Source organism: Gimesia chilikensis (assembly GCF_007744075.1).
In the GTDB taxonomy this organism is placed as follows: Bacteria; Planctomycetota; Planctomycetia; order Planctomycetales; family Planctomycetaceae; genus Gimesia; species Gimesia chilikensis_A.
This window is the reverse complement of record NZ_CP036266.1, coordinates 1,322,127-1,346,241: the sequence shown is the minus strand read 5'-3', so window position 1 is coordinate 1,346,241 and position 24,115 is coordinate 1,322,127. Positions and strand designations below refer to the sequence as shown.

Here is a 24,115-nt window from a genome sequence, read left to right as displayed (position 1 = left end):
ATTATGGTTTTACAAAGTGAAACTCCTGTTGCCAATTCCTCTGCGGATTCCCGCAAAGCCTTTCAGCGTCTGAAAACCAGGCTGCATCGGCAGATGGTGGATGCGATCGACTTTTCCAAAGCGGGCGAACTGCCGGAAGCCGACTTGCGTCAGAAACTGCGAGGCCTCGCCGAGCATCTCTGTATGCAGCAGGATATCGCACTGGATCAGAAGAACCGCGATATCATGGTGCGGGAGATCCTGGACGAAATTTATGGCTTTGGTCCACTGGAACCACTGATGAGCGATCCGGAAGTCAGCGATGTGCTGGTCAACGGAGCCGATCGGGTCTTCGTGGAACGCCGGGGTCTGCTGGAAGAGACCGATATCAGTTTTGCCGATGACGAACACCTGCTGCAGTTGATCCACCGTCTGGTGGGACGGGCTGGACGTCGTATCGATGAAGTTTCGCCGATGGTCGACGCCAAGCTGCCGGACGGCTCCCGTCTGAACGCGGTTATCCCTCCGCTGGCTTTGAAGGGACCTACACTTTCCATTCGTCGTTTCCGAACCCAGGCTCTCTTGTTTGATGACATGGTTCAGATGGGCTCACTCGCACCGGACATGGCCACCTTCCTGGAAATGGCCGTCAAAGGTCGACTGAATATTCTGATCAGTGGTGGTACCGGTGCCGGTAAAACGACCCTCTTGAATAACCTGAGTCGCTACATTACTAACCGCGAACGAATTGTGACGATTGAACAGACATCAGAACTCCAGTTGCAGCAGCCGGACGTGGTTTCGCTTGAAGCCCGACCTTCCAACATCGAAGGTCAGGGGGAAATCAACCAGCGTGAGCTGTTGAAGAACTCTCTGCGAATGCGTCCTGACCGCATCATCGTCGGCGAATCCCGCGGCGGTGAAGTTCTGGAAATGCTGCAGGCGATGAATACCGGTCACGATGGTTCCATGAGTACCGTCCACGCGAACGATACGCGTGACGCCCTGGACCGTCTCGAGTTGATGATCGCCCTTTCCGGGGCAGAACTTCCGAACGCGATTGCCCGGCGATACATCGCCTCCGCGATCCATCTGCTGGTACACATCACCCGTCTGCCAAACGGGGAACGTAAAGTGATGCGTATTTCGGAACTGATCGGATATCAGAACGGCGAATACATGGTGGAAGACCTGTTTGTCTACCGTATTACCAGTGTCGATCCGGACGGAACCGTGCATGGCAACTTCTATGCGACCGGCCATCAGCCGCTGACTCTGAACTGGTTAACCCAGACCAACTTCAATGAAAATACTGATCTGTTCCATGCCCGGGAACTGCCACTCTCTGGTAGTCAGAACGACCAGCAGAATGAACAGGAGAGCTAATCATGGCAACTGATGCCACACTGAACCCCAGCAGCTCTGCTACCGCAGCCGATTTCAGCGACATCCTGCGTGACCGGGACCGCTACGCAGTTCCGGATTCGACCCAGTTAAGCAACCGGCTGAACGGCGGTTTTGACGAGTTGATCGTGCACTCCGGCGTACAGGCCAATCCGGCAATAATTCTGTTCTTCTGTCTGCTGAGTTCAGTCCTGTTTGGCGGACTGATCTACATCATTCAGGAAAACTTTCTGTCGACTTCAATCGCCTTTATGGCTGGTGGACTGGCGCCGATTGGCTATCTTTTTTACCAACGTGGTCGCCGTCAGAAACAGATTAACGAACAACTTTCCGATATGATTGACGAGCTGGCTCGTGCCGCAAAAACCGGACGCAGCCTGACTCACTGTTTCGTGAATGTGTCTGCAAAGACTCCGGCCCCCCTGGGAACCGAACTTCAGGAAGCTTCCCGTCGACTGCAGATGGGTGTTTCCATGAGAGCGGCCCTGGATGGTCTGTATGAACGGACCGGGGTTGCCAGTTTGAACATTCTTTCGATGGCCCTGATCGTCCATCAGGAAACCGGAGGAGACCTGGTGAAGGTGCTGGAGCGTCTGGCCCGTACCATCCGTGACCGTATGCTGTTCCTGGGACGTCTACGCACCGCGACGGCTGGTAGCCGTGCGACAGCGGTTTTGATGATTTCGTTACCGCCGTTGATCCTCGGGTTCTTCGTGTTACGGGATCCCACTTACCTGACAACCCTGATGGCGTCTGCCTGGGGTCGTGGTGCGACCTTTACCGCTATCGGACTGCAGGTCATTGGTTCCCTGTGGGTCTTACGAGTTCTGAAAACCAGTCAACGTACCTGATTTGAAACAACTGCGTCCTGCCAGAAACTGGCGAGGGTAAGAATATGTTTACACCAACAACCATTACCGTTTTTTATGCACTCTGTGGTGCCATCATTCTGTGGATGCTGTTCCGCATCATCCGCAGGCGGCGGAGTCAGAAACCGGAACAACAACCTGAAGAGGTGGTCGAGACGAAGCCGCAGGAGACTTATTCTCCTTCAGCCTCTTCCTCGAGCGCCGCTCCTGTAACGTGGGAACACCGTCAGTTGTTTTCCTCTGACAACCCATATCAGCATGGTCAGGAAGAGGGTCTGCCACCGATCGAAGCTGGCGATGTTCCCTCGATGGGCACCGATGATTATGTCTTCGGATCGGCGACTCCCGCCTTGTCGGAAATGATGCCGGAATCGGAAGGACGACGGGCCCAGACAAAAAAAGAACTGCAGGCCGCAGGTTACTACCAGCCACATGCCCTGCAGAACTTTTCTGCGATTCGTTATGTTTCCATTCTGGGTACCATGTTGTTCTTCGGAATCCTGCTGCTTGTCGCTCCCGAGCGATTCGAAATTCCGATTTTACTGGGCTTACTGCTGGTACCAATCCTGGCCTGGGCGGTTCCCTTCCTGTTCATCAGCGGTCAGGCATCTGACCGTCGCAGTGAAATTGAACAGGGGATTCCCGACATGCTGGACATGCTTAACATGTGTGTTTCCCAGGGGATGACCGTACCACACGCGTTGAAGAAAATTATCGGGGAACTGGCGAAGGTATATCCGGCGCTGGCCCAGGAACTGAAAATCGTGATGGAACAGGCCTCTATCGGCACCTTCACGCAGGCGCTGTCTAACTTCAGTAAGCGTATCGATGTACCGGAAGTCCACTCGTTTGCGGCCCTCTTGATCCAGACCGATCAGATGGGAACGGACGTGACTTCGGCCCTGCAGGAATATAGTGATAACATGCGTGAAAGTCTGCAGCAGCGGGCGGATGAGAAAGCCAACAAGGCCACATTCAAACTGCTGTTCCCAACTGTATTCTGTCTGATGCCCGCGATTTACATCTTCCTGCTTGGTCCCGCGATTGTGGAACTGTCTGACTTCTTCCATTCCGGAGGGAGAGACAGTCTGAACACCACAACCGACATGTTCCAGCAGGTGGGACCACAGCAATAAACCAGTTCGCTTCTGGTGGACTCAAAGAAAACAGCTTCCTGGCATTATCGACTGTCGGGAAGCTGTTTTCGTTTTCAATAATCAGTGGATCTGCTGAGTCATCAGACCTGGGGCAGTTCCCAGTCACGGCGGTATTCCCGCCCGAGGAGTGACTGTGCCTGTTGATTACCAATGATCTGGTTCTGCAGCGGGTCGAATTCAATCTCCTGCCCGGCCCGGTAAGCGATATTACCCAGGTGACAGAGCGCACTGGAAACATGGCCGATCTGGATGTCCGACGTTGGCTTATTGCGGGTCTTGATGCAATCGATGAAATTCCGGTGATGGGTTGTTGCCTGATCGCTGGTGCCGGAGGTGGCAGCGTCTTTTTGATCGTAGACCTTCCAGCCTCCACGGTCGACGACCAGTGTTCCCTTATCGCCATAGAATGCGGCAGCCGCATTACGACCTTCCATTCCATGCACGCTCCAGAGTCGATGCTCCCAGACAAGCGTTTTGCCCGGATAGTGGTACTGCACGACCTGGGTATCAGGTGTTTCCTGATCGTCGTTGAAGAAGTACTTGCCGCCGGAAGATGAGATTCGTTCGGGTAAATCGACGCCGAGTCCCCAGCGGGCGATATCCAGCATGTGGACGCCCCAGTTTCCCATTTCGCCAGTTCCGTAATCCCAGAACCAGTGCCAGTTGTAATGGAAACGGTTCGGATTAAACGGACGGCTGGCAGCAGGTCCCAGCCAGAGATCATAATTGACGCCCTGAGGTACCGCGATGTCTTTCTTCCGACCGATCGATTTGCGGCGATGGATAATCCAGGCTTTGGCCAGTCTGACGTCGCCCAGTTTTCCGCTCTGTACGAATTCGACCGCGGATTGAAAATGCGATCCGCTGCGCTGATGGATGCCGGACTGGACCACGCGTTGATGCTTGCGGGCCGCCTCAATAATTTTGAGGCCTTCGTGCAGATTATGTGAGACCGGTTTTTCCACGTAGACGTCTTTACCAGCCTGACAGGCCATGATCGCCATCATGGCGTGCCAGTGATCGGGAGTAGCAATCACGACGCCATCAATTTCGGGATCGTCGAGCACCTTACGAAAATCGCTGACAACTTCCGGGGGAGTTCCTTGCTCTTTTTCGATGGATTTCACGGCAGCCGGAATGACGGCTTCATCCACATCACAGATCGTCTTGATGTGGACATCCGGAAAGGCAGCCATACTGGAGGTCAGAAACTTCCCCTGCCCCCGCATCCCGATCCCGGCGAGTACGACGCGTTCATTGGGAGCGGAATCTGCCAGAGCCATATTGCTGGCCAGTCCCACGACGCCCGCAGCCATTCCGGCTGCATTGCGCGCACTGCGATCCAGAAACTGTCGTCGGTTAACATCCCTTTTCAGAAATTCTTCTACATCCACTTCAAGGCCTCTTGTGTTAACTCTCCAAGAATTCAGAACTTCGCAATTTGTTCCAGATCATGGATTTATTCTGTACTCCGCTCTGTCTATGATTATAACAGAAGAATCAGCATTTAATATCCTCTACTGGGGGAGAGATACTGATTTTCCGCCATAAACTCCTGTTATATCGAACTTTACAGGCAGGGACACGCAGTCTGTAAAAGGGGATTGCAGAACAAAAGGGGCGACAGATCAGAGGCTGAAACTGCAATCTGACGGTCGTTACCTGTTCTACGATATTGATACTGAAAAACATTTGAAGATGCCGATCAAATTTCGCTGCCAGCACTGTGATCAACTGATGGGGATTTCCCGCTCCAAAGCGGGTGATGTTGTAGACTGTCCGACCTGTGGAATGTCGGTACGCGTCCCCGGCCTGGATGGAGAAGTGGTCCCTTTACCGCAGCCCAAGCTGGATCTGCAGGATGCTGAACTGGCGAATGCCCTGGATGAGTTAGCCGCCCTGGGCAGTAATGTGACCCTTGAGAAAAAGCAGCTCGAACTTCAGAGCCAGGCTAAAACATCCACTTCGAAGGAGCCGGTATCTGTTCCTGAAGAGGCGTTCAAGGCGATCCCTGTTAAATCGGTGCAAACATCCTCAGCCCCCGAACCGGTTGAAGCGCCTGCCTCGCACCCGACACCTGAGACGCCCATCACTCCGGTCAGCCAGCAGAATGTGGCTGTGACAGATGTCACGGACGTGAACCATGAAGCAGAGCTGTCTCATCTGGCCAGTCTCGCACAACAGCGGGCATCAAACGTACTGGCCGAGAAAAAGAAGGGGAAACTGAAACGGAGTTCCCGGTTTGAATTACCTACCGGCACCTGGTTCATTCTGCTGCTGACGTTTGGTGCATTGACCTTCGCGATTGGACTACTCGTCGGCCGCAATCTGTAGACAGATTTTCCTACAGTAGTTCTTTTACGTTTTCAGGGGGACGTCCCAGGACCGCTTTGCGTCCCTGAACGACAATCGGCCGTTCGATCAACTTGGGATGCTCCAGCATCACCGCGATTGCTTCATCACGGCTCAGCTCCCGCTCTGCCAGCTTGAGTTCTTTATAGATCGCTTCACCTTTCCGCATCAGCTGCTGCGGTTCCAATTTGAGCTTCTTCAGGATGGCATCGAGTTCTTCAGCCGTGGGCGGAGTCTTGAGATACTCGATGATCTCGGGTTCAATACCCGCCTCTTCAATCAAGGCGAGTGTCTGGCGGCTCTTGCCACAACGGGGATTATGATAGATCTTCATGATGTGCTTCCGGTCTGTTTTTCATTCAGCAGTTCTGCAAACGCAGCCACCGTCTCCGGGTGCTGTGAATGCTGCTCGTAGACATCCCAGCGATCTGAAGGTTTCTGATAGAGCTGAACTGGTGCTGTCTCCGGGAGGGGATGCGTTTCGTGCTCTGCGTCAGAAGGCTGTTTGTCTCGGCGCTGGAGATAATAAAATTCCGGGGTACGAATTGCAACCGCCTCATCACTGGCAGCGTGAATGACCGGTTCCGACATTTCTTCCTGACCCGTAATCAGCGCCAGGAGGTCCGTTCCCCCTATCATATTTTCTGTGGATTCGAGGCTCCACCAGGCTGACAAGGTCGCGGGAATATCTGCCGATTGCGAGAGAAACTGGCGTCGGTTCCCCTGCTGCTGATTCCCGGAATTAAATATCAACAGGGGGACGTGCGTGGTTTCTTCGAACAGTCCCCAGTCTTCCGCGTCTCTTACGGGACCGAGCAGCGAACTACCACCGCGTGCCGCCGTGACGATTAATAAAATGGAGTGCTGTTCTGCGTACTCGTGCAGGGAATCCAGGAAGCGTCCCAGCCACTGATCGAGCAATGTGACGTAGCCTGCGTAGACGGCCCGCGCCATCCGGCGTTCGTCATCATCCAGATCCCCCCACTCCTCCGGGCTCTGGAACAGGGCGACGACAGCACTAATCAGTTCTTCCCAGTCATCGTCCTCTTCAAGATCAAGGGCGTCATCCAGCTCTTCCTCAGAATCACCCTCTTCTGCAGGCTCTAGCGGAAGTTCATCCGCGACGAATTCACTCTCTTCCTCTGTATCGTCTCCCTGATCGAGGACTTCATCCAGGTAGAGCGTAGCATAGAATTCCGGTGCCAGTGGCAGTGGAGGCACTCCTTCTGAACGAAGCCAGATCAGTTGATCATCGGGCGATGCCATCCAGTCGGGCAGGCGTTCGAGAGCAGTCTGAATCAGTCTCGCGAATGGGGAATCCGCTTCGCTGAGCTCATAACCATTCTTTCCGGTTACCGTTGTTACATCATCGAATTGATTAAAGAACGGTTCCTGTTCACGCATCGACGCGGAGCGACCGACGTCAGCTTCCGTTTCGAGCAGCAACGTTGAAAGCACGCCTTGTGCTTTCAAGCGTGAGACGAAACAGGCGGTCTCGCTTGCTGAAGAATTGTTTTGAGTGGGGACAGTCTGTCCCGTCCACCAGGGAAACGTGTTGCCACGAGAGGTGAGATCGTTCGCAAAATGCTGATCGAAGACTACAGACTGGGACGCCAGGCGATCGAAGTTGGGTGTTTCAATCCACTGATGCCCGTAACAGCCCAGCAGAAATGCGGGCAACTGTTCGAAACTGACGACAAAAGCTTTCTTCATTCCCATCTTTGAATCTGTCAGGAGTTGAGCGATTCCACCCACTCTTTACAGCGAGCCGCATAATTGCGAGCATCGTCGGCGGTAACAATACCTTCCGCCTGATGGATGGTGAAGCAGCCATCATAGTCCACTGCATTTAATCCTGCCAGCACCTCGCGAAAATTGATTCCACGGCCGCTCTCATCCCAGTAAGGGAGCAACTGGAAGGGACGGTCTCCCAGGCACCAGGTCTCCAGGTGATCGGGCCCGTCCTCGGTGATCACCAGATTCTGCACATACACGTTTTTCAGCCAGGGTCGAATCTGCCGTATGGCGGATTCGCCATAAGGCTGTCCGCACATCAGCAGGCTGGCCGCCTCATAGATCACGCCAAAATTGGGACGATCAATCTGCTTTAAGACTTCGATCGAGCGTTCCAGTTCCTCGAACAGACAGGCTGGATGAAACTGATGTACCAGCTGCACACCCCGTTCTGCCGCCAGATCACAGGCCCTCTGAGCGTGTGGGATATCGGACTCCTGTTTGAGGCAGACTCGCACCAGCGGGCTTCCCAGCATTTCAGCGACGTGCAGCGTCGGTTCGAATTCCTGCAGTGCCTGGGGGGACTGATCATTATTCTGAGGAATATTCATGTCGGCTGTGATCATGGAGATCCCCAGACCGGCGGCATCGACGATCGATTTCACCTGTTGAAGTTCCGCATCGGAACTCTGTACCCCCACGACGCTGGCTCGCATACAGAGAGCCGCATACCCCAGATCTGCGGCCATCTGAGCCAGTTCCGCAAAGGGGATATTCAACCTGGTTTTGCAGGCCGCTTCCGCGATCCGCACCGAGAGGGAGAGTTTCATCGTTCGTCCTTTAACATTACGAATTGGTTCAGTTACCCGATTGTATCTCAACGCGACGCGACACAACAGGTACCGGCAATCTTCCTGCAGCCCAGGCCTGAGCCGTCTCACTACCAGGATAGGCAGATTCGACTTCGACATGATAAGTCTTCCACTGACCTCCCTGCCCACCCCGCATCAACTGTCTGGCAATCTGCGGATTCAGCTTGACCTTGCGGCGGATTCCGACTTCGGGCAAGTACCATTCGGCGTAGGTGCCGGCATCAGTCTGTACCGTGACGTGAAACGTCATCGGTCGAAAGGGAGAGATGTTCTGCAACCAACCTTCAATCCGGGGTGGTGCAAGTCGGGAATAAGCGGTCGCCGTCACTTTAACGATGGCCATTTCCTGTTTGTGTTTTTCCAGATGGACTGTCCGGTCTTCGAGCGGCGGTAGTTTGATTTTCTGATTGAGGATTGCCTGAATCAGTTCCACTTTAAACCGCAGCTGCAGCGATTCGGGACGGACTTTCATTATCTTGACAAAGTCGTCGTAGCGCTGTTTCGGCGAGGACTCCTCGAATGGCTCCATGGCCGAAAGGTGCTGAACGTACTTGACATATTCATCGGGGTATTGCGTCACCAGCATCCAGTGCAGTCCCCAGGCATGCACGTAAGCATCCCCGGAAAGGATGCTTCCCTGAAAGACGCCATTGAGGGCCACGACTTCTCCCCAGTTGAGGAGCTTCGCGATACCCGACAGAAGAGCATAATGCGTATTGATCCGCTCCGGGCTGACGTTGATCCGGTCGCCATCCCCTTCAAAGCCGGTCGCAATTCCTTCCATAAACCAGGTGGGAACCGGTGCCAGGCGTTTGACCACACCGCGATTGGTGGTCTGCAGGTGAATGGCTTCGTGCAGCGGTGTATCAAACGAACTGCATTCACTCATGCGGAGAATCAGGTTATTGGAGATCCCCGAATAGTAAGCCAGCACATTCGACGCGCCGTCACCCAGGCCGGTAGTTTCTTTCGCGAAGCTTTCGAAGTCGTCGTCCGACTCGAAAATCAGCATGGCCATCGGGAATTCATAATCCTGCAGTTCGATCCCCATCTTCCGCGAATAGGTTTCGAAAATGACGTCCACATTGTGCATGAAGCGTCCCGCTTTTTTCATGAACGACTGCACGCGGACTTCGGTTCGATCCGAACCATCCAGCGGTGCCGCCAGCACGATGCCGATGACGAATGGCTTTTCGATGTAGTAGCGAAACGTTTTCGCGCCAAACTTCTGCTCGAGGTTTTTGGCCATTTGTTCGACGGTCAGGGGTTTAGGGGGTGCCTTCAGTTCCCGTTTCTGGATCTTCCCCTGAGGTACGAGAGTCAGAGATCCATCCGGCTTGAGCAGCGCGTGCAGCATCTCGCCCGCTTCTTTTCCAGAGCCGTATAATGTCGCTTCCTCGGTTACTAAGGCTCCTTCTTCATTGATGTAAGTAAACAGATCCGCGTGCAGCTGCTGCGCGGTCAATAATGTTGTGAAAATAATCAGGCAGGAATAGAGAGAGAACCTGAAACAAAGCTGTCGCATGAGAAACCTTCCCGTTCGCAGTAATGCTGAATGAAAAACGCTGTGCCTGCTTTTTCATCGAGTGCCTGCTGTCGCTTCCTCTTATTTCGACTCGAGGGGAACCAGTTGCAGGGCATCTACAATGACATGCCCATCGGTCCCCTGGTTCGAAACAGTGAGAATTTCCTGTTTTCCTGATTTGAACAGAAATGTCCCGAGCACCTGATATTTACCCTGCTCGGGCTTTTTACGCTGGTTGACACGAACGGTCACTGGTCCCTCAGCAGTCTGCAGTTCGTAAGGAACATTAGTGGCGCGGTTGGATGAGGGAACGTAGTACACACGCACTTCGTAAATGCCATCCTGCGGAATCTCTGCAGTGAAGACAATTTTCCGATTTCCCTTATCAGTGTCGCCGTCATGCTGATAGCCCTGTCCGACATAGGGAGTGACGGACGAACTTTTTTTCCAGCCGAGTGAACTCCGGGCGTCTCGATCATCCACTACGATACCTGCCAGCGATTTGACGCGAATCGGTGGTTCCTTACGCGGACCAGTCCAGATCAGGATTTGTTTGTCTTGGAGAAGCTTTTTCCTTAATGTGGGGTAATCGATGTCCTGTACTGCGGAATCAGCATCAATGGCCTGACTGGCTGCAGTCGCTGCAGACTGTCCCAAGACCATAAATACGGGCTCCATACGAATGGAGCCGTAGGCGATATGCGAAGCAGCCATTGCAACCGGCACCAGCAAGTTCTGACACTCAGACTTTCGAGGACGGATAGAACGATAGGAAATCGGATAGGGGTTCGGCACGCCGACCTGCACATCTCCTTCGTTGAGAGTCTTACCATCAATGGCATACCGCTGTTGATTGTGTGAGTCCATTGTATATGCGGCCAGACCGATACTGTCATTGGCGACGAGTTCCGACGTGCAATGTTTCTCGTTCATGACATATTCAGAAATCATGCGACGGGCTTCACGCACATAAAGTTGAAAGGGCCAGCCTGCGGTATCCTGGAATTCGTCTTTCGTCGGTTTCCATTTTTGGAACTGTTTCTGCACCTCAGGAGGTACGCGGGGGCTGTTGGCCAGGGTCCACATCAGGCCCTGCTGGTAAGTCAGATGCTCCTGGAAAATCTCATCGCGTTTCTCGTAATCCGCATCGGGGTATTCGTAGTTCATCCCGATGTTATCGGTCGAGATCGCGAAATTATTATTCGTGTCGGTCTTTCGGTTCGGCATCAGAACCGGATTCCAGGGAACCCGGTGATCGCCGGCTTCAAAGTTACGCAACAGCAGTTCGTATCGCTGGGGATCGTAATTCTCCGGTTTCACCCATTCCCGCTGGTTCTCGGGGACATCCGTGGTACACATGCGAAAACAGTAAGCCTGCACGCGGTGGTCGCCGTCTCCGTCTTTCCCGCCGGGCCCTTCCTGCTGCACTCCGGGGAGCAGACCACTGCTCTTGTCTCCGGGAACGACGTAGGGATCAACGGGTTTGATGAACTGATGAAAGACGGCATTGCGGGTCTGAATCCCGTTTAATGTTTCGCCGTAAGTGGCGTTGGACTCGCGACCGACGTGATAAGAGACGCCGGCGACCGCCAGCAGATCACCTTCATAGGTCGCGTCGATAAAGACCTTGCCTTTGACGACCAGGCCCCCTTCCATTTTGATCGCGGAGATGCGTCCGTCTGCTTTCTGAACACCCTGTTTGAGATCGAGTCGCTGCTGTTTGAGCCAGGGAACCTGATCCGCGGTCAGCATCTGCTCAAAGGTCGCTTCCGCCACGTGAGGCTCGAAAGTCCACATTTCGGTTTCAGATGTTTTTTTGCGTCGGCTCTTGTAGTCACTCTGTTTCTGATAAACCCAGGAATCATCCTGACTGTAATACGTACCCAGTCTTCCGTAGAATTCCCGGGCGATTCCGCCAATCGCAGCTTTGTTGCCGATGTCCGTTGCCCCCAGTCCCCCGGAAGAGAGACCGCCTAGATGTTTTCCCGGCTCGATCAGCAGTGCGGTTTTCCCCATGCGGTGTGCCTGAAGCGCAGCTGCAATGCCTCCGGAAGTTCCCCCATAGACTACGACATCATAAGCCGACTTCAGTTTGTCGGGCTGAATTTCCTGTGCGGAAATCGCAGGGACGCTGCAGAACAGAGAAATCGTGACTAACAGAACGGGGAGAAATTTCGTAGAACAGGACAGCATACTATCAGCCTCGTTGGTCTCTCAGGAGGGTCGAATCAGAATTAAATGGGGGCGGACATGTTTACAGAGGGCCGTTGAGTCCATCATAATCGTTGGACAGGGAATTCCCAACCTGTTCCATGCAAATCTGTACTTAAGTCTCCCTGAAAAAGGAAATCAGACAGGCGATACCATTTACAACGATTTCACCATATAATGCGGCTTGTCTCCCTTTTGAAACCATCCTCGTGCTCTACTCCAGTCCCATACCCGTTCTCAGCAGGCAGTCATGACATTTGATTTCCTAAATCCGATGATGCTTCTCGGCCTGCTGGGATTATCGCTGCCGATACTGGTGCATTTATTGAGCCGCAAGAAATATGACGTCGTACAATGGGGGGCGATGCAGTTTCTGGAGCTGGGCCGCCGCACGCGACGACGGATCCGCCTGGAAGGCTGGCTTCTGCTGGCAATCCGCATGCTGCTGGTCGCATTGATCACCTTCGCGCTGGCCCGCCCGTGGATTTCCGGTGGTTTTCTCTCCCAGTTCATTTCAACACAGTCTCGAGACGTCGTCTTTGTGATCGACGGTTCCTACAGTATGGGTTGGGAGGGAGAAACAACCACGCCTCACTCCGCAGCCATTCAATGGGTGCATCGCTTTCTGGAAGAACTGAATCCGGGTGACACAATCTCAGTTATCGATGCCCGGCATCAACCGCGACTGGTAACCGAATCTCCCACCCATAATTTTGCGATGGTCCGCGAGAAGCTGAACGAGTTGCCGCCACCTGCAGGTGAATCGAATCTCGCGAATTCTGTCAGCAAAGCGATTCAGATCCTGGGGAAGACATCTAACCTCGAACGCGAGATCATCGTGCTGACCGACGACCAGGCGTTCGGCTGGACACCCCAGGATACCCTGCTCTGGGATCAGGTTAATGATCTGATGCAGCAGTCTGCGGTTCCGATTGACCTCTGGGCGACCAATGTTGCCGGCGAAAAAAATGAAGGGTTACAAACCAACCTGCGTGTTGACCAGCTTACCCTTTCGCGGGAAGTCTGCGTCAAAAATCTGCCTGTCCGCATTTCGACCACCATCCGCTATGACGGTCCGGAGCCGACACTGATCTGCCCGGTCTATTTCGAAATTGATGGTCAGCGGATCAAAGAAAAAACGCAGTCGATCAAAATTGAAAATCACGGCGAAGCGGCGGTCGAGTTTCAGCATCGCTTCGAGCAGGAAGGGACGCACGTCATTAGCGTCGTCCTTGATCCAGACAACCTGCCTGGCGATGACCGTTCGGATGCAGCGTTGCAGGTCACCAGCGCACTGCCCGTGCTCCTGGTAGATGGCACGCCCAGTTTCGACCCGACCCGTAGTGAAGTCTTTTTCGCCAACCTGGCACTCACGGCCCCCACAAACCGGACTCCGTGGATTCAGACCACGGTTATTGAAAAAGACCAGCTTACTGCAGACCTGTTGAAGAACCAGGCGGTGGTCATCCTGGCAAACGTCGATGCTCTGACTGACGTGCAGGCGGGAGCTTTGATTGATTTTGTCAATCAGCAGGGTGGTGGCGTCATGCTGGCTCTGGGGGACCAGGTCGATCCGGAACAGTACCAGCGACAGTTATTCAAAGCTGAGGGATTGATCCCCGTTGAGTTGAAATCAAAGGAAGCCGCCCAGGGTCTTGAATTCGGTAACGTGATACAGATCGACTCTGACAGCCTGCAGACTCCCTGGCTGAAACGTTTTCGCGGTGAATATGCCAACGGCTTGACCGCGGCGCGGTTCAATCACTGGTGGGATCTTACACTACTGGATGTCGAGGCCCTCCCTGCTGAGGAGCAAGGGGATGCGGCCGACTCCAGTCCTTCGACAGCCCCTCAGTCCATCGCCAGGCTGTCCAATCAGAAACCGTTACTGGTAATGATGAACCACGCGCGGGGACGTGTACTGCTGATGACTTCCTCACTCGATGCGGACTGGAACAATCTACCCAGCAAGCCGGATTATGTTCCGTTCCTGCACGAGGCGGTATTTGAACTTTCCTCGGGACGCGTATTCCGCAACCTGCAACTGGATGAGCCGATTGTGGTTCCGGTGCCGGGTGGGACGACCATTGAGCAGTTCACCTTTCTGGATCCCAACGGGAAACCAGCAGTTGGTACCATCGATCAGGCTGTCAATGGTGCGACCTTTCAGTGCACGAACACCGCTCTGCCCGGCGTCTATCAATTGAATCCAAAATCAGACCAGAACCAGGAACTGAGGTCCGATCGATTCGTTGTGAACTTTGATCGCAGCGAGTCGAACCTGACGCCACTCTCAGAGGTCGAGCAGAAATCGCTGACAGACTCGTATCACTTTACTTTTTTCAAAACGCTGGACGAACTGAAACAGTTGATGTTCTCCGATGTGTCGGAGACCGAATTCTGGCGTTTTCTGTTGCTGATCTTTTTACTACTGATGGTTGGGGAGATGTTCCTGACCCGGCGACTGGTACAGGGAGGACATGTGTCGCTCCCGGAAGAGAATCAATAATTTCCAGAGAAACCTGAATTAAAGAACGTTGTCCTACTGATGGAAAAGCATTTCCAGTTTAACAGCCTCGAATGGAGCGGGTGGACCATTGTCAGCGTCTGCGCGGTGCTGGTGGTGCTGGTCAGCATCATCCTGCTGTTCCGTTACGAGCGGCGACTGGTTTCGCACGGCATCGGCAATGCACTGATTGCACTCCGCATCTCCGCTTTGATTCTAATTCTGCTCACCTTCCTCGAGCCAGTACTTACCTGGTCATTCAATACCGAAAAAACAGGCCGCCTGATTGTTGCGTTGGATGTTTCGGACAGTATGAATACGCAGGACCGCCACGCGAGCAAGCTGGAAAAGCTGCAACTGGCGCGGGCCCTGAAAATGATTGGCAACGATCAGATCGACGCACGACTCGATCGGTGGGAGGCTGCTTATGCAGCGGGTGAAGAACCCGCGTGGGTCGAAGAGAGTGAGACCGCGAACCCGGAAAAACGGACCCAACTGGCAGAGAGCCGCCGCGAGAATCTGGAAACTATTTTTGACGAGATCGATCAGATGTCCCGCAAAGAGATCGCCCAGAAACTGCTGACCAATCCCGCGCATCCGATTCTGGACCAGTTAAAACAGCGCGGCGACATCGACCTCGTCCTGTTTGCCGGTGATGCAGTCCCCACCGAACAGACAACCCTGGAGAATTCACTGGCGGAAGTTCCCGACCAGGTGCACATGGAACTTTCGAATCTGTCACAGGCCCTGAAAGCGGCGGGCAGCGGTTCGGAGTCCGGCAACTCACCGATTTCCGGTTACGTCCTGCTGACCGACGGACGCGACAATAGCCAGTTAGATCCGGTCTCGACTGCAGAACAACTGGGGCAGATGAAGGTCCCCGTCTATCCGGTACTGCTCGGATCGGCGAATCAGCCGAAAGACATCTCTGTATCAGCACTCGACTATCCACAAACCGCATTCAAAGACGACAAGCCTTTACTTAAAGCCCGCATTGGCACGAGTGGTTTTGAGGGACAGGATGTCCGCGTGGCATTGATGCAGGGAGATCAGGAACTGGCGGTGAAACGCTTCAAGTCTTCCGGCGTAAGTCAGTTACTCGAATTTGAACTGGGATCCGATAAGCCGGGACGACAGGAGTACCGGCTGGAAACGGACATTCTTCCGGGAGAAACACGCGAGGATAACAACGAAAAAACCTTTGCGATCAATTTCGTCGATGACAAATCGCATGTGCTGCTGGTGGAAGAGACCGCACGGTGGGAATTCCGTTTTCTGCACAACGCTTTGGAACGGGACAAACGCATCGATCTGCAGCAGGTGCTGTTCGAACAGCCTTATATGGGCCTGTTGCCGCAGCCCTTCTTTCCGAATCAGCTGTTGATCAACGCCCCGCAGCCAAACCAGGTGGCTGACAATAATGCAGAACAGCCAAAGCCGTTTGCCGACAAAGATCTGATCATTATCGGCGACGTTTCGCCCGAACATGTCCAGGAAGAACACTGGAAACAGATTCAAGCGTTTGTCGGCGATCAGGGAGGGACCCTGGTACTGCTGGCAGGCAAAAAATATCTACCGCTGCAACACCGTTCGCAAACTTTGAACGAACTGCTGCCCGTGAAAGATCTGAGTGTCGTCGACTGGAACCAGGCAAATTTCAAAGTTCCTCCCAATGAACGAGGCATGCACCTGGCTCTGACCCCCGAGGGAGAGCTGGAGCCCCTGTTCCAGTTTGATGCCACTCCGGATGTGAATCGGGATATCTGGAAAAATCTGCCGGGCCACCTCTGGTTTCTGCAGGGGACACTCAAACCGGGGGCAACGGTCCTCGCCTATGGTCTGTCTCCCTTTAATGCGCCGTTGAATGAAGAGCGGGATGGCGTGATTGTGGTCAGGCAGTATGGCGCGGGACAGGTGATCTGGATTGGGATCGACAGCACCTGGCGCTGGCGGTTCCGCATGGGAGATCGCTACCATCATCGTTTCTGGGGTCAGCTGGCACGGTGGGCCGCCCGTAACAAAGCCTCGGCAGGAAATGAGTTCGTCAAATTCAGTCTGAATAAAACCGATGTCGACGCCGGCGAAATCGCGACCGCGACCGCACGATGGACTCAGGTGTATCTGAAAGAACATCCGAATATTAAATCAACCGTCGAAATCGTCCGGGCCGCGGAGCCGGATCAGATCGTCGCTTCATTCGAACTGCAGACCCAGAAAAACAATCCGCAGTTGCAGGAAGCGAACCTCCCCGAGCTGGATCCGGGAGAATACGAGCTGAGGCTCAAACCGTCGACTCAGCAGCCAGGCGACAAGGAGATTGTCACACCCCTGTTTGTACATGAAGTCAAAACGATCGAGCTGGGTAACCTTGCCTCCAACCCGCAACTGCTCACCGAAATGGCTGAGTCGAGTGGAGGGAAACTGCTGACCCCGGGAACGATCGACGAGTTGCTGGAGCTGATCCCTAATCTGAACCAGGAAATCTCCAACCAGGACGAAGTTTCGCTCTGGGATCACTGGCTGATTCTGGTACTGATCATGGGAATCCTGACTGTCGAATGGGCTCTGCGTAAGCTGAACGGTCTGCCTTAAAAGTTTTTAGGGTTCCCACCCTTTTTTCATCCCTATTTCACGGAATTTCCTGTTACAATATCAGGAGTTCCGTTCCGGCTCCCCATCCGGCCTGCATTCCGGATATGCGATTTATGGACGGAACAGATCGCTCGCAAACCCTGACCAGATCACTACTTCTCTCAGAGAACGACTATGGATGGACAGTTAGATCAATTCGTCAATGAACTCAAACGGCAATTAGGCCAGTTGGATCGGCGCATCCGCTCACTGGCTCTGCTGCGGGGACTGGGGTTTGTGATCCTGGTTCTGATCTGCCTGGTGACAGTCCAGATCAGTCTTGATTTTGTGTTCTCATTGAATAACACGGCCCGGATTGCCCTGACTTCGTTTTCATTAACGGTGCTGGTGGGCTGTCTCTGGTTTGGTATGCTCCGACGGGTCTTTCATAAGCGGACCCCCATCGAACTGGCGGCGATTGTCGAGGAATCGCAGTCGTCTCTCAACGAACGACTGACTTCTGTTCTGGAACTCTCCGTCGCTCACGACGACACGAGTTCCTCCGTGATGCGCGAACGCCTGGCGCGGGAGACCATCGCTTCGCTGACGAACTTCAATATTACCGATTCGGTACCCTCCGATCGCGCCATGCGTTTCGTGATGAGTGCCGGGATTGCCATTATCATCTTCCTGACGCCGCTCCTGTTCTGGCCCGACGCTTACCAGTTGCTGATTTCTCGCAGTATCGTTCCCTGGGGGAATTTCGGGACGGTCAGTTCACTCTATTTCGAAGTTGAACCGGGCGATGGAACAGTGGCCCGCGGCGAGGACCTGCAGATCATTGCCACTCCTCACTGGCACACCAAGCAGCCGGGAACCATCGATGAGGTCTGGATTGCCTGGGAAGACGCGGAAGGACAACCGTTCTCACGCCGGATGGATCTCGATCAGGCAGCCGGTCATTACACAACTCAGTTTTCGCGACTGTTGAGCGGATTTACCTATTCAATTTCCAGCGGATCGAGCCGTACGAAGCAGTATGCCATCCAGGTGGCGGAGCCTCCCTCGATCACCGATACGCGAGTGGTCATCACGCCGCCTCGTTATACCGGACAGGCGGCGGAGGAGCTGACGGTGCTTCCCAGCGAAATCCGCGTGATGGAACAGAGCCAGATCGCCCTGCAGCTGACGTTCGATCGACCGATCAGTCAGGCCACACTCTTTTATCAGTACTACGCATCTGGTGCAGAGAACAACGAACGTCCGCCGGTCGAAGAGCAACCTTTGAATATCGGTCAGGATCAGCTGACTGCACAACTGGATCTGCCCGTTGGCAACCAGAGCTTTGTCTTTCATATTGAGTTTCACAGTAAAGAGGGCGGACTGAAAAACCAGACTTCTGAGCATCTGGTCAAGATCACTCAGGATCGCGCACCGGAAATTGAGCTGTCTCTCTACAATCAACCGGAGTTCTATAAACCTGGTGAGACATTCTCCGTTCCTGTCAAAGTGCTTGATGATTATGCCGTGAATGAACTGGAACTGGAGATTCAGAAACTGGACGAGAAAGCGACCGTGGTCAAAGTCCCCGCCGACAAGCTGGGAACGTCCACGGTGGACCATGAATTCAAAATCGATCTCAAAGAACTCCAGGCCGACCAGGCGGATATCTTTACCTATCGCATCAAGGCTGCAGACAATCGCGAAGTTCCGGGGCCGAATGTGGTCTGGTCGACGCCGCGTGTCTTTGGCATTGACAAGAATGCAGAGCAGCAGCTTTCGGCAGGTGTCGTAGCCCGGCAGCAGAAACTGCGGGATGAATTAAAGAAGATTCAGCAGGAATTCAAGACACATCAAGAACAGGTCAAGCAAGAGATTGCCGACCTGAAAGATCAGAAAAAACAGGAGGCGCTCTCCCCCGAGGATGAACAGTCTTTGCAGGAGCTGACCAAGCAGGAACGAAAACTGGCTCAGCAGCTGGAAACTGTGGCGAATGAATTTCTGGAACTGCCCCTCTATCAGAAACTGGCAGAGCAGACACAGAACCTCGCCCGGAACGACTTCGTCCAAAACCACGATACACTGAAATCCGCGGCAGCAGCCGACAATCGAGAACAGGCGCAGCAGGAACTCAAACCGGTACCTGCTGCCATGCAGCAGACAGAAAAGAAGATCGATGACCTGGTACGCCAGTATGAAAAACTGGTCGAACTGGAAAACGATCTGCACAATCTGGATCGTCTGGCGGAAGAGACCGATCACCTGGCGAATGACATGCTGGCGTTCAACGACAAGGTAGAGTCGGTCAAACAGCAGATGCAAAAACCAGAAGAGCCGCAGCAGGCGGATAACCAGACGCCTGAGAAACAGAATAATCCGCATCAGCAGTTAAAACTGACACCGGAAATGAAGCAGGAGCTGTCAAACGAACAGGCCGAACTGAAACACCGTCAGTCCCGTCTGACGAAAGACCTGGATGACCTGTTGGATCGTCGACCGGAACTGGTAGATGCTGCCCGCAACTTTCAGTTAAAACAGCTCGATTCCCTGGTCACCCAGGCATCGCAACTGGTCGAGCCACAACAGCAACTCGCTGAAGCGATGCAGCAGCAGGCCCCGGTATCTGCGGGTCGTCCCCTGCCCCGCGATGCGGAAGCGCCTGAACCAGCGGCCCCACAGGGTGCAGCACCTCAGGGCAACGATGCAGCGACACCTCCGGCTCAGCCCGCGGCCCCGGCGAATGGTGATGCACCGCAAAACGCCGCCACCGCCGCTGCGAACAACGAGCCGTCTACGAACAGTCAGCCTGCCGAAACCAACATGAGCAACGAGCCTGCCCGGGCACAGGCACCATCTACGACTCAGGAAAAAATGCGTGCCCTGCAACAGGAGCAACGAAACCTGGCGGATGCCGCAGCGAACTTCCTGCTGGAGACTGCCCAGAAGTTTGGCGCCGAATCAGAGTCGACACAAAAGGCGGCTCAGATGGCACGCGAAGCGATCCAGGCAGAACAGCAGGCCAATGTGGGGCAGTTCCACGAAGCGAGCCAGGCTGCAAATCGGGCTGCCCAGATTGCGGATGAAATCAAGGAAGCACAACAGGCACGCAAAGAACAGCAGCAGAATACCGAACGGGATGCGTTCCTCGAAGAAGCAGAACGGATGGCACAACTGCAGGGCGAAGTTGCGAACAAGCTGGCAGAAGCATCCAATTCGGAAGAGGCACGGAAGGCAGCGATCCAGAATTCTCAACAGACACTGGCTCAGCAGACCCAGGAATTAACGCGACAGTTCTCTGAGGCTTCGCAGAAGCTGGAAAACGATCCGATTAAACTGAATAAAGAGAGCCGCCAGGCAGATCAGAGTCGCAAGCAGACTGAACAGGCTGGTCAGTCAATGCAACAGGCGGTCGATAAGCTGAAACAGGAAGACCTGGCACAGGCTGCGAAACAGGCGCAGCAGGCAGCTCAGGCATTACAGGCTGCCGCCCAACAGGCACAGCAGTCTCGCAAGCAGCAAGCCAATGATTCGCCGGTTCCCGAAAAGGTCGGCAACCAGGTCACCGATGCTGCTCAACAACTCCGCCAGGCACAGCAACAGATGGAGCAGAACCCCGAATTCAAAAGTGCCCTGGATCAACTGATGGCTCAAAACGAACAGCAGCAATCCGTTCCCCGCGATGCCGAGTCACAGCCGGACTCGTCGAATCCAGCCGACCAGAAACAGGAAGCAACCGAATCGGGCGAGCAGCAGCAGGCTCAGGGTGATTCCCAATCAGGTCAGAATGGGAAATCCTCCGAAAGCCAACAAGGCCAGCAGGGGAAAAACCAGAGTCAACAGTCGGCAGAATCGGGTCAGGCTGGAAAACAGTCTGCCCAGCAGCAGGCGGCCGAATCGCTCAAACAGGCAGCGGAATCCCTTTCCCAGGCAGCGACGGAATTGAAGTCGAAAGCGCAGCAGGGTTCCGATCCCGGTAAGGGTCAGCAGTCCCAGACCGCTTCCCGCAATATGGCCCCCGGTAAGGGTCAGGGAGAAAGCGAAGGGGGCGGTGCCCGCACGAATGTGGACTTCAGTAAACTGGAAATGAAGCTGAAAGCCATGTCCAATCGAAACTGGGGTGAGCTGCCCGGCGAACTGGATACCGAGATTCTGCAAGGCTCGCAAAGCAGAACTGATCCCGAATACGCCCGCTTGATCAAACATTATTTTGAAGCCATCGCCAAATCGAAATCCGACAGCAAATAAGCGACCGGTTCGATTTCAATCACAGGATAATTCAATGTTACTCAGGCTGATCGCTTACCCGCTGGGACTGCTGATGCTGCTCTCCCCTGCCCTCTGCCGGGCACAGGAGCTGGACGCACAGAAAAAGAAAACTGACGAGAGTATCCAGCGGGCAATTCAGTTTTTATCAAAAACACAGCAGCCTTCCGGAGCCTGGTCGTTTAATTCTTATGGTGAATCGACGGCCGCGACCTCTCTGGCGATCATGGCATTCATGGCGGCCGGGTATGTGCCCGAAGAGGGCCCCTATGGTGACCAGATCAACAGAGGCATCGACTGGGTTCTCGCACACCAGGCAGATAACGGGCTGGTGGTGCACCACAAGAGTCATGGGCCGATGTACAGCCATGGGATCAGCACGCTGATGCTGGCCGAAGTGGCCGGGATGTTGACGGGTGAACGGGAGAAAAAGTGTCGCGAAGTTCTGGAACGGGCGGTAAAACTGATTGTTGCAGCCCAGAATGTTCCCAAAGACAAACGGAACGCCGGAGGCTGGCGATATAATCAGACGAGTAAAGACAGCGATCTGAGTGTGACCGGCTGGCAGCTGCTGGCCCTGCGTGCGGCGAAGAACATCGGCTGTGATATCTCTGCAGATCAGATCGACAAAGCGGTCGCGTATGTCCGCCACTGTCGGGGACGGAACAACATGGGCTTTGCCTATCAACCCGGCGGTGCCCCCAGTGCAACGCGAACGGGAACCGGAATCCTGGCGCTGGAAATCTGCGGGCAGCATCACACCAAGGATGCCCTTGAAGCCGGCGACTATCTCGTGCAGCGTCCCCTGCACCCGGATGAATTCTATTATTTCTACGGGGCGTATTACTGCAGTGTCGGGATGTTCCAGATGGGAGGCGAGTACTGGAAAAAAACCCGGGATACGATCATGCCCCAACTGCTGGAGATGCAGAAGCATGACGGCAGCTGGCTGGCAACCAAGGGGAGCGAAAAAGAAGCCGGCAAGGTCTATGCGACGTCGCTGGCAGTCCTCGCTCTGGCGGTCGAATATCAATACCTGCCCATTTATCAGCGTTGAGGGCCCGTCCTGTCACGGCACACTTTTCATCCTCGCAGCAAGAAACCCGCGATATTCCTGCGTTTTCCCCACTTGGGTGCAGAAGCCGCTGCTTGATATCCTGCTGTGAGATATAAACTTACCCCGTTTCTCCAGCGGTGCCTGACAACGAATTGATCTTGGAGATCCTGCCCGTTATCTTTAGAATTCGCTTCCTGTTTTTAACCCTTTTTCCCTGGATACCTGACTGTGCGGATTGCTTACTTAGACTGTTCTACCGGAATCAGCGGCGACATGACCCTCGGCGCCCTCGTGGATGCGGGTGTGGACCCGGATCAGATTTGTGCCGGCATCGATTCCCTGGGACTGCCCGGCGTGAAACTGACGTTCTCCTCGACAATCAAGGGGGGCTTTCACGCGACCTATGTCACCATCGAACATCCAGAGCAGCATGCACACCGGCATTTGGGTGATATCATCACGATATTGAAGCAGTCGGATAAGCTTACGCCCCGCCAGTACGAGCTGGCCCTCTCGCTGTTTTCGGCGATTGCAGGCGCGGAGGCGAAAGTACACGGTTCATCAATCGACAAAGTCCACTTTCATGAAGTGGGAGCCATCGATTCGATCGTGGATATCGTCGGCGTCGCAATCGGCTTTGATCTGCTGGGAGTTGACCAGGTTCTCTGCAGCCCGGTTCCTACCGGCTTTGGACAGATCAAGATCGATCATGGAATCTGTACGGTTCCTGCACCGGGAACCGCTGAGCTGCTGAAAGGGATTCCGCTGGCGGACATTCCAATTCAGGCTGAGCTGACCACGCCGACCGGCGCTGCCATTGTTTCCACGCTCGTGGATCGTTTCTGCATGCTTCCGCCGATGACGATTGAAGAGATCGGCTATGGCGCGGGAACCAAGAACTTCCCGGAGCGAGCCAACCTGTTAAGGCTGTTTGTCGGCGAAGTTGCGACACCCGCCCACACTGATTATGTCACCCTGCTGGAAACCAATCTGGATGACATCTCCGGAGAGATCATCGGTCATACCAAACAGAAGCTGCTGGCAGCGGGAGCCCTGGATGTCTACAGCACGTCGATCCAGATGAAGAAGGATCGCCCCGCGGTGATGCTGAGTGTGATCTGCAAACCGGAGTCAGCCGAGCAGCTGGAAGGAATTCTGTTTGAAGAAACCGAAACTCTCGGCATCCGCAAACATCAGTTACAACGTGCAATCCGCGCCCGTAAACCCCATCAGGTCAAAACCGCCTGGGGGGAAGTCGCCGGGAAACTGTCGCTGGGACCGAACTACCAGTCGATTTTTACTCCCGAATATGAAGCGTGTGCCGAGTTAGCCGCTACCCATCAGATTTCGCTGAGAACCGTGTATCGGGCGGCTGAAGCGGCATTTCTGCTGGAAGGCGTTGCAGAAACCGCATTTGATTCGGGTGCACATGCGCCCCACGACCACGACCACGACCACGACCACGACCACGACCACGACCACGACCACGACCACGACCACGACCACGACCACGACCACGACCACGACCACGATCACGACCACGATCACGATCACGATCACGATCACGATCACGATCACGATCACGATCACGATCATTAATCGACGCGGGCCCCTG

15 protein-coding genes are annotated in these 24,115 nt (G+C 54.3%); 9 read left to right on the top strand and 6 right to left on the bottom strand.

Annotated elements, in window-relative coordinates; translation table 11 throughout:
• Window positions 1-3 precede the first annotated feature (3 nt).
• Genes HG66A1_RS05275 through HG66A1_RS05265 form a run of 3 tightly spaced genes read left to right on the top strand, consistent with a single transcriptional unit; the run spans window position 4 to window position 3,388 of the window.
• Entirely contained in the window at window positions 4-1,365 is a 1,362-nt protein-coding gene (locus HG66A1_RS05275) for a CpaF family protein (protein WP_145181177.1), read from the top strand.
• A 2-nt stretch (window positions 1,366-1,367) separates the two neighbouring features.
• Window positions 1,368-2,234: a type II secretion system F family protein gene (locus HG66A1_RS05270; RefSeq protein ID WP_145181176.1), complete on the top strand. Its 867-nt coding sequence runs from the start codon at window positions 1,368-1,370 to the stop codon at window positions 2,232-2,234.
• Between the two features lie 44 nt (window positions 2,235-2,278).
• Complete coding sequence (locus HG66A1_RS05265; protein ID WP_145181175.1) at window positions 2,279-3,388, top strand: type II secretion system F family protein; 1,110 nt, start codon at window positions 2,279-2,281, stop codon at window positions 3,386-3,388.
• A gap of 101 nt (window positions 3,389-3,489) precedes the next feature.
• Here HG66A1_RS05265 and HG66A1_RS05260 read toward each other — a convergent pair whose 3' ends face one another.
• Window positions 3,490-4,803, bottom strand: a complete 1,314-nt coding sequence (locus tag HG66A1_RS05260; RefSeq protein ID WP_145181174.1) for a Gfo/Idh/MocA family oxidoreductase — start codon at window positions 4,801-4,803, stop codon at window positions 3,490-3,492.
• Window positions 4,804-5,107: 304 nt separating this feature from the next.
• Between HG66A1_RS05260 and HG66A1_RS05255 the strand changes: the two genes are divergently transcribed.
• Complete coding sequence (locus HG66A1_RS05255; protein WP_145181173.1) at window positions 5,108-5,743, top strand: zinc ribbon domain-containing protein; 636 nt, start codon at window positions 5,108-5,110, stop codon at window positions 5,741-5,743.
• Between the two features lie 10 nt (window positions 5,744-5,753).
• On the opposite strand, the gene arsC is transcribed toward HG66A1_RS05255, so the two are convergent.
• The 5 genes from arsC to HG66A1_RS05230 all read right to left on the bottom strand — a co-directional run bounded on the left by arsC (window position 5,754) and on the right by HG66A1_RS05230 (window position 12,085).
• Window positions 5,754-6,095: an arsenate reductase (glutaredoxin) gene (gene arsC / locus HG66A1_RS05250; protein WP_145181172.1), complete on the bottom strand. Its 342-nt coding sequence runs from the start codon at window positions 6,093-6,095 to the stop codon at window positions 5,754-5,756.
• Window positions 6,092-7,474, bottom strand: a complete 1,383-nt coding sequence (locus HG66A1_RS05245) for a sulfatase-like hydrolase/transferase (protein ID WP_197996992.1) — start codon at window positions 7,472-7,474, stop codon at window positions 6,092-6,094. The genes arsC and HG66A1_RS05245 overlap by 4 nt, the downstream gene beginning before the upstream one ends.
• Before the next feature lie 17 nt (window positions 7,475-7,491).
• Window positions 7,492-8,325 carry a sugar phosphate isomerase/epimerase family protein gene (locus HG66A1_RS05240; protein ID WP_145181170.1) on the bottom strand — a complete coding sequence of 278 codons (834 nt, stop codon included), beginning with the start codon at window positions 8,323-8,325 and terminating at the stop codon, window positions 7,492-7,494.
• A 28-nt stretch (window positions 8,326-8,353) separates the two neighbouring features.
• Window positions 8,354-9,892, bottom strand: a complete 1,539-nt coding sequence (locus tag HG66A1_RS05235; RefSeq protein ID WP_145181169.1) for a DUF1570 domain-containing protein — start codon at window positions 9,890-9,892, stop codon at window positions 8,354-8,356.
• 81 nt (window positions 9,893-9,973) lie between these two features.
• Window positions 9,974-12,085 (bottom strand): FAD-dependent oxidoreductase, encoded by a 2,112-nt coding sequence (locus HG66A1_RS05230; RefSeq protein WP_145181168.1) that lies wholly within the window; start codon window positions 12,083-12,085, stop codon window positions 9,974-9,976.
• Window positions 12,086-12,353: 268 nt separating this feature from the next.
• Here HG66A1_RS05230 and HG66A1_RS05225 point away from each other — a divergent pair, with 268 nt between their 5' ends.
• The 5 genes from HG66A1_RS05225 to larC all read left to right on the top strand — a co-directional run bounded on the left by HG66A1_RS05225 (window position 12,354) and on the right by larC (window position 24,099).
• Window positions 12,354-14,612 (top strand): BatA domain-containing protein, encoded by a 2,259-nt coding sequence (locus HG66A1_RS05225; RefSeq protein WP_145181167.1) that lies wholly within the window; start codon window positions 12,354-12,356, stop codon window positions 14,610-14,612.
• A gap of 39 nt (window positions 14,613-14,651) precedes the next feature.
• Window positions 14,652-17,201 (top strand): hypothetical protein, encoded by a 2,550-nt coding sequence (locus tag HG66A1_RS05220; RefSeq protein WP_145181166.1) that lies wholly within the window; start codon window positions 14,652-14,654, stop codon window positions 17,199-17,201.
• Between the two features lie 174 nt (window positions 17,202-17,375).
• Window positions 17,376-21,425 carry a DUF4175 family protein gene (locus tag HG66A1_RS05215; RefSeq protein WP_145181165.1) on the top strand — a complete coding sequence of 1,350 codons (4,050 nt, stop codon included), beginning with the start codon at window positions 17,376-17,378 and terminating at the stop codon, window positions 21,423-21,425.
• 34 nt (window positions 21,426-21,459) lie between these two features.
• Entirely contained in the window at window positions 21,460-22,500 is a 1,041-nt protein-coding gene (locus HG66A1_RS05210) for a prenyltransferase/squalene oxidase repeat-containing protein (protein WP_145181164.1), read from the top strand.
• A 228-nt stretch (window positions 22,501-22,728) separates the two neighbouring features.
• On the top strand, window positions 22,729-24,099 hold the full coding sequence (larC, locus tag HG66A1_RS05205) for a nickel pincer cofactor biosynthesis protein LarC (protein WP_145181163.1): 1,371 nt from the start codon (window positions 22,729-22,731) through the stop codon (window positions 24,097-24,099).
• Window positions 24,100-24,115: the final 16 nt, after the last annotated feature.

Coding starts and splice junctions, on each gene's coding strand:
- HG66A1_RS05275 (WP_145181177.1), top strand. CDS start 4: ATGGTTTTACAAAGTGAAACTCCTGTTGCCAATTCCTCTGCGGATTCC.
- HG66A1_RS05270 (WP_145181176.1), top strand. CDS start 1,368: ATGGCAACTGATGCCACACTGAACCCCAGCAGCTCTGCTACCGCAGCC.
- HG66A1_RS05265 (WP_145181175.1), top strand. CDS start 2,279: ATGTTTACACCAACAACCATTACCGTTTTTTATGCACTCTGTGGTGCC.
- HG66A1_RS05255 (WP_145181173.1), top strand. CDS start 5,108: ATGCCGATCAAATTTCGCTGCCAGCACTGTGATCAACTGATGGGGATT.
- arsC (WP_145181172.1), bottom strand. CDS start 6,095: ATGAAGATCTATCATAATCCCCGTTGTGGCAAGAGCCGCCAGACACTC.
- HG66A1_RS05245 (WP_197996992.1), bottom strand. CDS start 7,474: ATGAAGAAAGCTTTTGTCGTCAGTTTCGAACAGTTGCCCGCATTTCTG.
- HG66A1_RS05240 (WP_145181170.1), bottom strand. CDS start 8,325: ATGAAACTCTCCCTCTCGGTGCGGATCGCGGAAGCGGCCTGCAAAACC.
- HG66A1_RS05235 (WP_145181169.1), bottom strand. CDS start 9,892: ATGCGACAGCTTTGTTTCAGGTTCTCTCTCTATTCCTGCCTGATTATT.
- HG66A1_RS05230 (WP_145181168.1), bottom strand. CDS start 12,085: ATGCTGTCCTGTTCTACGAAATTTCTCCCCGTTCTGTTAGTCACGATT.
- HG66A1_RS05225 (WP_145181167.1), top strand. CDS start 12,354: ATGACATTTGATTTCCTAAATCCGATGATGCTTCTCGGCCTGCTGGGA.
- HG66A1_RS05220 (WP_145181166.1), top strand. CDS start 14,652: ATGGAAAAGCATTTCCAGTTTAACAGCCTCGAATGGAGCGGGTGGACC.
- HG66A1_RS05215 (WP_145181165.1), top strand. CDS start 17,376: ATGGATGGACAGTTAGATCAATTCGTCAATGAACTCAAACGGCAATTA.
- HG66A1_RS05210 (WP_145181164.1), top strand. CDS start 21,460: ATGTTACTCAGGCTGATCGCTTACCCGCTGGGACTGCTGATGCTGCTC.